Annotated in this window: 10 protein-coding genes; 3 read left to right on the forward strand and 7 right to left on the reverse strand. The window is 71.4% G+C overall.

What is annotated here, in order from left to right:
* Positions 1 to 434, forward strand: a 434-nt coding sequence (locus ABNT58_RS03625; protein WP_348752150.1) for a pyridoxamine 5'-phosphate oxidase family protein, incomplete at its 5' end; no start/stop codon positions are given.
* A gap of 132 nt (positions 435 to 566) precedes the next feature.
* The gene (locus ABNT58_RS03630; protein WP_348752151.1) at positions 567 to 815 is read left to right on the forward strand and encodes a hypothetical protein; all 249 of its coding nucleotides are present in this window, start codon (positions 567 to 569) and stop codon (positions 813 to 815) included.
* Between the two features lie 12 nt (positions 816 to 827).
* On the opposite strand, the gene ABNT58_RS03635 is transcribed toward ABNT58_RS03630, so the two are convergent.
* The 6 genes from ABNT58_RS03635 to ABNT58_RS03660 form a co-directional block, all read right to left on the reverse strand.
* Positions 828 to 1,616, reverse strand: coding sequence for an enoyl-CoA hydratase (locus ABNT58_RS03635; protein WP_348752152.1), 789 nt, complete (start codon positions 1,614 to 1,616; stop codon positions 828 to 830).
* A gap of 62 nt (positions 1,617 to 1,678) precedes the next feature.
* Positions 1,679 to 2,950 (reverse strand): DUF3108 domain-containing protein, encoded by a 1,272-nt coding sequence (locus ABNT58_RS03640; protein WP_348752153.1) that lies wholly within the window; start codon positions 2,948 to 2,950, stop codon positions 1,679 to 1,681.
* Entirely contained in the window at positions 2,935 to 4,662 is a 1,728-nt protein-coding gene (locus tag ABNT58_RS03645; protein ID WP_348752154.1) for a PDZ domain-containing protein, read from the reverse strand. The genes ABNT58_RS03640 and ABNT58_RS03645 overlap by 16 nt, the downstream gene beginning before the upstream one ends.
* A 25-nt stretch (positions 4,663 to 4,687) precedes the next feature.
* Complete coding sequence (locus ABNT58_RS03650; protein ID WP_348752155.1) at positions 4,688 to 5,140, reverse strand: DUF3429 domain-containing protein; 453 nt, start codon at positions 5,138 to 5,140, stop codon at positions 4,688 to 4,690.
* Between the two features lie 52 nt (positions 5,141 to 5,192).
* Positions 5,193 to 5,918: a DsbC family protein gene (locus ABNT58_RS03655; protein WP_348752156.1), complete on the reverse strand. Its 726-nt coding sequence runs from the start codon at positions 5,916 to 5,918 to the stop codon at positions 5,193 to 5,195.
* A 10-nt stretch (positions 5,919 to 5,928) separates the two neighbouring features.
* Complete coding sequence (locus ABNT58_RS03660; RefSeq protein ID WP_348752157.1) at positions 5,929 to 7,062, reverse strand: FAD-dependent monooxygenase; 1,134 nt, start codon at positions 7,060 to 7,062, stop codon at positions 5,929 to 5,931.
* 100 nt (positions 7,063 to 7,162) lie between these two features.
* On the opposite strand from ABNT58_RS03660, the gene ABNT58_RS03665 reads away from it, so the two are divergent.
* Positions 7,163 to 8,017 (forward strand): MOSC N-terminal beta barrel domain-containing protein, encoded by an 855-nt coding sequence (locus ABNT58_RS03665; protein WP_348752158.1) that lies wholly within the window; start codon positions 7,163 to 7,165, stop codon positions 8,015 to 8,017.
* Here the strand turns inward: ABNT58_RS03665 and ABNT58_RS03670 are convergent.
* The coding region (locus ABNT58_RS03670; RefSeq protein ID WP_348752159.1) for a pirin-like C-terminal cupin domain-containing protein at positions 8,014 to 8,173 on the reverse strand (160 nt) is incomplete at its 5' end. The two genes, ABNT58_RS03665 and ABNT58_RS03670, sit on opposite strands and share 4 nt — an antisense overlap.

An 8,173-nucleotide genomic window follows, 5' to 3' on the forward strand; every position in this document is an offset into this window, starting at 1 on the left:
GCGACGAGGCCGACGCCCGCAGCGTGGTGCTGCGCGAAGCCCGCCGCGGCCCGCAGGAGCTGGTCTTCTACACCGATGCCCGTGCCGGCAAGGTGCAGCAGATCGCCCGCCAGCCCAAGGGCACGCTGGTGATGTGGTCGCGCGACCTGGCCTGGCAGCTGCGGCTGCGGGTGCAGCTGAGCGTGCACACCGATGGCCCCGACGTGGCCCAGCGCTGGGCCGAAGTGCGGCGCACAAGATCCGCCGCCGACTACCTGGCCGGCGTGGCGCCGGGCAGCGAGTTGCCCACGCCGCTGGTGCCCGAGCGCGCCTCGCGCGAGCATTTCGGCGTGGTGACGGCGCGGGTGCTGTCCCTCGACTGGACCGAGCTGCATGAAGACGGCCACCGCCGGGCCATCTTCCAGGCCGACCACGCCACCTGGGTGCAGCCCTAGGCCCGGCGGTTGTCAAGCACGGACAAGCCGTGTTTCCGACACTTTTCGGCACGTTGCGCCAGGGTGCGGCTGTCAACCGAAAGCCGGCTCGACCGATATAGGAACACCTCGCCAAAGAGAGTCGTTCCCACCATGCAAGCCAACGCCCATCCCGTCTTCGAACGCCTGACCGCCGCCCAGAGCCCGCTGGCTCGCCAGCAACTGCTGCATGAGCTGGAAAAGCTCGTCGACAGCCGCCCCGGCGAAAAATCGCTGGCGCAGCGTGTGCACCAGGTCGTCGACCGCGGCGTGCCCTACTTCTCGCCCACCGACGCGCACTACCTGAACTGGGCGCGCCAGGTCGCCGAGCTGTGGCAGCGCGCCGAGGCGCTGCCCGCCTGACACGCCGCGCGCTTACCGGTGCTTGAACACCGGCGCGCGCTTGCTCAGGAAGGCGTCCATGCCTTCCTTCTGGTCTTCCGTCGCGAACATCGCGTGGAACAGCCGGCGCTCATAGGCCACGCCGTCCGACAGGCTGCCTTCGAAGGCGCGGTTGACGCATTCCTTGGCCATCATCACGCTGGGCATGCCGTAGCTGCAGATCACCGCAGCGGCGCCCAGTGCCTCATCGATCAGCTTGTCGGCCGGCACCACGCGTGACACCAGGCCGGCGCGCTCGGCCTCGGCCGCGTCCATCATGCGGGCGGTCAGGATCATGTCCATCGCCTTGCTCTTGCCCACTGCGCGCGGCAGCCGCTGCGTGCCGCCGGCGCCGGGCATGATGCCGATCTTGATCTCGGGCTGGCCGAACCTGGCCGTCTCGGCCGCGATGATGAAGTCGCACATCATCGCCAGCTCGCAGCCGCCGCCCAGCGCAAAGCCCGCCACCGCGGCGATCACCGGCTTGCGCACCTGGCGGATGGTTTCCCAGTTGCGGGTGATGAAGTTGCCGCCGTAGGTGTCCTCGAAGGTGTACTTGGCCATGGCCGCGATGTCGGCACCGGCCGCGAATGCCTTCTCGCTGCCGGTGACCACGATGCAGCCCACGCCCGGGTCGGCATCGAAGGCCAGCAGCGCATGGCCCAGGTCGTTCATCAGGCCGTCGTTCAACGCATTCAGCTGCTTGGGCCGGTTGAGCGTGATCAGCGCCGTCTTCAGCGGACCGTCGCCGCGCAGCTCGGTGAGGATGTGTTCGTAGTCCATCGCTTGTCTCTGTGGGGGTGAACGTCGTGCGGCGACTATAGGCGCGGCCCGGCCGCATGGCCTCACGGCGTTTGCAGCGGTGGCGCGTTCAGCATCAGGTCGACGTAGGTGTCGCCCTCGTGGCGGATCAGGATGCGCACCGGCAGGTACTGCAGCGTGGGCGCGAACCACAGCTCGGCCGTCAGCTCGCCCGGGCGGGTGGATTCGCGCCGCGGCTTCACATGGAAGGTGCGCAGTTCACCCACGCGCGTGTGCAGCGTTTCTTCGGCCACCACGTCGTAGTGCCAGCGGTCGATGCGCCGCGGCAGCGCCAGCGGAAATTCCAGCGCCTGCCCCACCTTGAGCAGCTGCGGCTGGGTGGTGAACAGCCAGGTCAGCTGCACGAACTGGCTGGCGGTGTCCTGCACACCGGGCCAGGGCTCGGCGGTGCCGCGGTCCAGCACGATGCGGTCGGGCTCGAAGCTCAGGCCGCGCCGGCGCGGCTGGCCGAACAAGGTGCTGGTTTCTTCTTCATAGCGGCGCGGCACCAGGCCGCTGGCGCCGATGCTGCCGTCACTCGTCATGCGCCGCGCCACCAGCGGCGCCACGCTGGGGCCCACCCGCACGTCCACCTGCACCTGGTAGCGCTGGCCCTGGCGGATCCACTGCACGCGGGCACTGCCGTTCACCTCGCCGCGGTAGTTGCCGGTGAGGGTGTAGTCCAGCCGGGTGGACGGCGGCCAGTCGAAGTGGGGCGCGACGGCGGAGGCGACGGACAGCGCCGCGGCGGGGGCGGAAGCGCTGGTGGGCGGCATGCTGGCGGCGGCCACGGCAGGCGACGGGGCTGGCGGCGCACTGGCCGCGGTGGCGGCGGCCTGCGCCAGCGCAGAAGCAGCGGCCGCAGGGGCCGAAGCGGCTGGCGCAGCCGCCAGCGCTTCTTGCGCGGCTTGAGCAGCCGCGGCCGAAGCCGCCTCGGCCGCCGCCAGCGCTGCCCACTCGGCCCGCACGGCCTCTGCGCGCGCCTTCGCCTCGGCCTGCGCCTGCGCATCGGCGGCTTCCGCAGCCGATGCCGCGGGATCCGGCGCTGCCGCACGCTCGACCGGCACGGCGCGGGGCGCCGGCGGCGGCGCCACCCGGGGCGCCACGGGCGCCGGCGCGGCCTGTTGCAGCTCGCGCACGAAGGCCACGTCCATGCGCTGCATAGCCGGCTTGCTGGCGCTGCCGGCATCGACCATCAGCTCGGCCACCTCGCTGCCCAGGCAGCCGTGCACGCCCAGCACCGCGGCCACCACGGCCAGCGCCGCCCAGCGGCGGCGGCGGCCGCCGGCAGCACCGCGGTTCAGCAGCCCAGCCATTCGCGGCGCAGGGCCGCTGCGGACTTCAAGGGCTTGTCAGCCGGCGTCAGGGCCAGGTTGCCCGCCGCGGCTTCGGCCGGCGGCACCAGGCGCACGGTCAGCAGGCGCTGGTCGCGCACCAGCAGCAGTTCAAACGGCTGGCCGGCGCTGATCCACTGCTGCGCGTCGTCCAGCCGGCGCACGCGCCAGCCGTCCACGGCCAGCACCTCGTCGCCGGCCGACACGCCGGCCTTTTCGGCTACGCTGCCGCGCAGCACCTGGCGCACCTGCACACCGCTCAGCGCACCTTCCGCCAGCCGCAGGCCCAGGCCGGCCGACCAGCCGCCCGGCTCCGCCTTCACCGCCACGCCGGCCTTGGCCAGCAGCGCCGGCAGCGGCAGGTCGTCGGTGCCGTGCACCCAGGCGGCCAGCTCGGCCTCGTAGCTGCGGCGGCCCACCTGGCGCAGCGCGGCGGCAATCGCCGCCTCGTCGATCGGGCCGCCGCGGCTGGCCGCCCACAGCGCGCGCATCACATCGTCCAGCGTGCCGCGGCGTTCGGCGCGCAGCGTCAGGTCCAGCGCCATCGCCACCAGCGAGCCCTTGGTGTAGTAGCTCACCGTGGCATTGGGCGTGTTCTCGTCGGCGCGGTAGTACTTCACCCAGGCGTCAAAGCTGGACTGCGCCACGCTTTGCACCTGGCGGCCGGGTGCGGCCAGCACGCCGTTGATCGTCTTGCCCACCAGCTTCAGGTAGCGCGGCGCGTCGATCAGCCCGGTGCGCAGCAGGAACTGGTCGTCGTAGTAGCTGGTGAAGCCCTCGAAGAACCACAGCAGCTGGGTGTAGTTCTCGCGGCTGTAGTCGAACTGCGCGAACTCGGCGGGCCGCAGGCGCTTGACGTTCCAGGTGTGGAAGAACTCGTGGCTGATCAGGCCCAGCAGCGTCACGTAGCCGTCGCTGCTGGCGGTGACACCCGGGCGCGGCAGGTCGCGGCGGTTGGCGATCAACGCCGTGCTGGCGCGGTGTTCCAGGCCGCCGTAGCCATCTTCCACCACGTTGAGCATGAACACGTAGCGCGAGTACGGCGGCTTGCCCTTGGGGCCATGCCAGAACTGGATCTGCGCCTCGCAGATGCGGCGGGTGTCGGCCAGCAGCCGGTCGCCGTCGAAGCCCGGCCAGGCGCCGGCCACCACGAACTCGTGCGGCACGCCGGCCAGCTCGAAGCGGCCACGCCAGAAGCTGCCCAGTTCAAACGGGTGGTCCACCAGCTCGTCGTAATCGGCGGCCCGCCAGGCGCGGGGGCCGTCGGGCTCCATCGCGGTGGCCACTTCCCAACCGCGCGGCAGCGTGCCCAGCTCAATGCGGTGCGGCTCGGCCTCGCGCCCTTCCACCCGCAGGCACAGGCTGGTGTTGTTGAAGAAGCCCCGCCAGGCATTGAGGAAGGCGGTGCGCACCGAGGTGTCGAAGGCATACACCAGGTAGCTCACCGTCAGCGCACCGCGGCCGGTGGGGCGGGCGATCCAGCTGGTCTTGTCGCGCTGCTGCAGCGCCACCGGCGTGCGGCCCTGGCGCGCCTGCAGCTGCGACAGGTGGCGACCAAACTCGCGCACCATGTAGCTGCCCGGAATCCACACCGGCAGGCTCAGCACCTGCTCGGCCGCGGGCTGCGGCACCGTGAGGGTGACGCGGTACAGGTGGGCGTGGACGTCGGCGACGTCGATGCGGTACGTGATCATGGACTGCAGCAGAGGGGAAATCAGGTCACGCGCCAGCGGCGCCGATGAAGCAGCTGAGCGAAGCGACGGCGGTGAGGCGGAAGCGCAGCGTGAGCCAGGCCGACAGGCCGTGGCGCGGGTACACCCGGCGGTCGACCAGGTAGCAGCCGACCAGCATCGCGCCGCTGATCACCAAGCCGGCGTTGGGCGGCATCATCACCGCCACCCAGGCCACCAGCGAGGGCACCACGCCCCAGCTGAACAGGCCCGGCGTGCCGTCGCGAAAGCCGATGCCCCAGTGGATGCCACCGAGGAACGAGAGGATCACCGCGGCATAGGTGGCCAGCGCCAGCGTGACGTAGGGCAAGGTGTCGGCCCGTACCAGCCACACCAGCAGCGCGCCGGTGAAGAACGGGATGAGGCCGGCATATCCCAGGCGCAGGGCCTGGACCGAAGGGGCCGCAGCGGCGGCAGGGGCGGACAGGGGGGCAGCAGACATGGCGCCCGCATTGTCCACGGGCGTCACCCCCCGCGCCGGCCGCGGTGAATCGTCAAGACTTGGCCGAGGCCTCGGCCAGCTGCTTTTCGATCTCCGCCGCCGGAATGGCGCCCGGCAGGCGGCGGCCGTCCTGGAACACCAGGGCCGGCGTGCCGTTGAGCTTGTGCTTCTGGCCAAAGGCCACGTTGCGGGCGATGGCGGCGGCATCGCAGCTGCCCATCTGCTTGGGAATGGTGGCGCCTTCCAGCATCCACGAGCGCCAGGTCTTCTGCGCGTCCTTCGAGCACCAGATGCCCTTGGCCTTGGCGTCCGAATCGGCGCCCAGGATGGGATACAGGAAGGTGTAGATGGTCACGTCCTTGACGGTGGCCAGGTCGCGCTCGAAGCGCTTGCAGTAGCCGCAGTTGGGGTCGGCGAACACCGCCAGCTTGCGCGAGCCATTGCCCTGCTTCTGCACCATCGCGTCCTTCAGCGGCAGCGACGCGAAGTCGATCGCCGTCAGCTTCTGGATGCGGGCATCGGTCAGGTTGGTCTTGTTGCGGGTGTCGAAGATCGAACCCTGGATGACGTGGTTGCCGCTTTCGTCGCTGTACAGCACGTCGGTGCCCATGCGCACCTCGTACAGGCCCGGGATCGGCGTCTTGGTCACCTCGTCGATCTTGGGCATCTGCGGCAGCCGCTCCATCAGGTTCTTGCGGATGACGTCTTCCTGGGCGGCTGCGGGCAGCGCGGCGATGGCCAGCACGGCGGCGGCCGCGGCGAGGGTTCGGTTCAGCATGGGGTGTCCTTCAAAGGCCGAGCGCGCGCCCGGCAAGCCAGCGCTTGGCGCCGGGCAGGTGATCGACCAGACTCAGGCCGCGGTTGCGAAGTTCCCGCAGCCAGGGCGCGGGCGGAGCGAACAGGTGCAGCAGGCCATCGGTGACGGTGGCCATGGCCGCGGTGGGGCCCAGGCGGCGGCGGGCATAACGCGCCAGCAGCCGCTCGTCGCCGAGCGGGCGCCAGGCTTCGCGCGCGGCCAGGGTCTCGGCCAGGGCCTGCACATCGGCCAGGCCCAGGTTCAGGCCCTGCCCGGCCAGCGGATGCACCACGTGCGCGCTGTCGCCCAGCAGCACCCAGCCGGGGCCGCTGAAGCGGCGGGCCTGGCCCACGCCCAGCGGCCAGGCGGCGCGTTCGCTGCCCAGTTGCAGGCGGCCGGCGGCGCCGCCGGTGGCGTCGTTCAGGGCCTGCTCGAACTCGGCGCCGGGCAGTGCCAGCAGCTCGGCGGCTCGGGCCTCGGGCAGCGACCACACCAGGCCGTAGGAACAGCCCGGCTGCGGCCGGTCGAAGGGCAGCAGCGCCAGCACGTCGGGCGAGCGGAACCACTGGCGGGCCGTGCCGTCGTGCGGCCGGTCGGCCACCAGGCGGGCGGCGATGGCGCGGTGGCCGTACCAGTGCATGTCGAAGTGGATGCCCAGGCGCTCGCGGGTGGCCGAATGCTTGCCTTCGCACAGCGCGGTCAGGGGCGCGTCCACGGTCTCGTCGGGGCCGGCGCGGCGCACGTGCGGCGCAAAGCGCAGCGCCGCATGCAGCACTTCTTCCAGCGCCGCGGCATCGACGATCCAGCACAGCGCAGGCACCGCCTGGTCCCAGGCCGAAAAGCGGATGGCGCCGGGCTGTGCATCGCCCTGCACCTGCATGTCGTGCACCGGCGTCACCGCATCGGGCGGCAGCGCTTCCCACACCTTGAGCGACTGCAGCAGCGCCATCGAAGCGGCATTGAGCGCATAGGTGCGCACATCGGGCTGGCCGGTGGGCGCCGGGCCCGCCTGCAGCACCACCCGCAGCCCCTGGCGCGACAAGGCCAGCGCCAGGCTCGCCCCCACGGCGCCCGCGCCGCGGATGCACACGTCGGTCGGCTCGCTGCCCATGCGGTTGGAAGTCATGCAGGGCATTGTAGGGAGCGGCCCCCTGCCCGCCTCGCCTGCAGGGGCCGGCCCTGCCGGGCGCGCCCGAAAGGGGGTGGCGGCGGGCAGAATGCGCCGCATGAGCGACCATTCCGTGACCGTGCACTCGCTGCACCTCCATCCCATCAAGTCCTGCGCCGGCATCGCGGTGCGCGAGGGCCTGCTGATCGAAACCGGCCTGGAGCTGGACCGCGCCTGGATGGTGGTGGACGACGAGGGCCGCTTCCTCACCCAGCGCGAGCTGCCGCAGATGCAGCTGGTCAAGCCCACGCTGCGCACCGAGGACCTGGTGCTGCGCGCGCCCGGCATGCTGGCGCTGCACCTGGCCATCCACGCGGTGGAAGAACCCTGCCGCGCCACCGTGTGGGGCGATGAGGTGGCCGCCTACGACATGGGCAAAGTGGCCGCGCAGTGGTTCACCGACTACCTGGGCCGGCCGGCGCGGCTGGTGCGCTTCGACCCCGAGCACCAACGCGCCTGCGACGCCCGCTGGACCGGCGGCCTGCCGGCGCAGACGGCGTTTGCCGATGGTTTCCCGCTGCTGGTGGCTTCCACCGCCTCGCTGGCGGAGCTGAACCGCCGCCTGGCCGCAGCCGGCCACCCGCCCGCGGCGATGGAGCGCTTCCGGCCCAACCTGGTGCTGGAAGGGCTGGAGGACGCGCATGCCGAGGACTTCATCGACGAGCTGACGATCGAATCGCCGCAGGGCCCCATCGTGCTCAAGCTGGTCAAGCCCTGCTCACGCTGCAGCATCCCCGACGTGGACCCGACGACGGCCCAGACCGGCCACGCCATCACCGACACGCTGCTGGGCTACCGCGCCGACCCGCGGCTCAACGGCGCCCTCACCTTCGGCATGAACGCCATCATCGTCAGCGGCATCGACCATCTGTTGCAGGTCGGCGCGCGGGGGGAAGGGACGATTGCGTTTTAGGCCGGCCGTTTGTCTGGCAGCGGAATGAACTCGGTTTCCCCCGGCACCGGCGCAAACCGCTGCGCCGCCCAGTCGTCGGCCGCCTGCACGATGCGCTCCTTGCGGCTGGAGACGAAGTTCCACCACATGTAGCGGTGGCCCAGCGGGTCGCCGCCC

The organism is uncultured Aquincola sp. (assembly GCF_964001545.1).
Taxonomy (GTDB): domain Bacteria; phylum Pseudomonadota; class Gammaproteobacteria; order Burkholderiales; family Burkholderiaceae_C; genus Aquincola.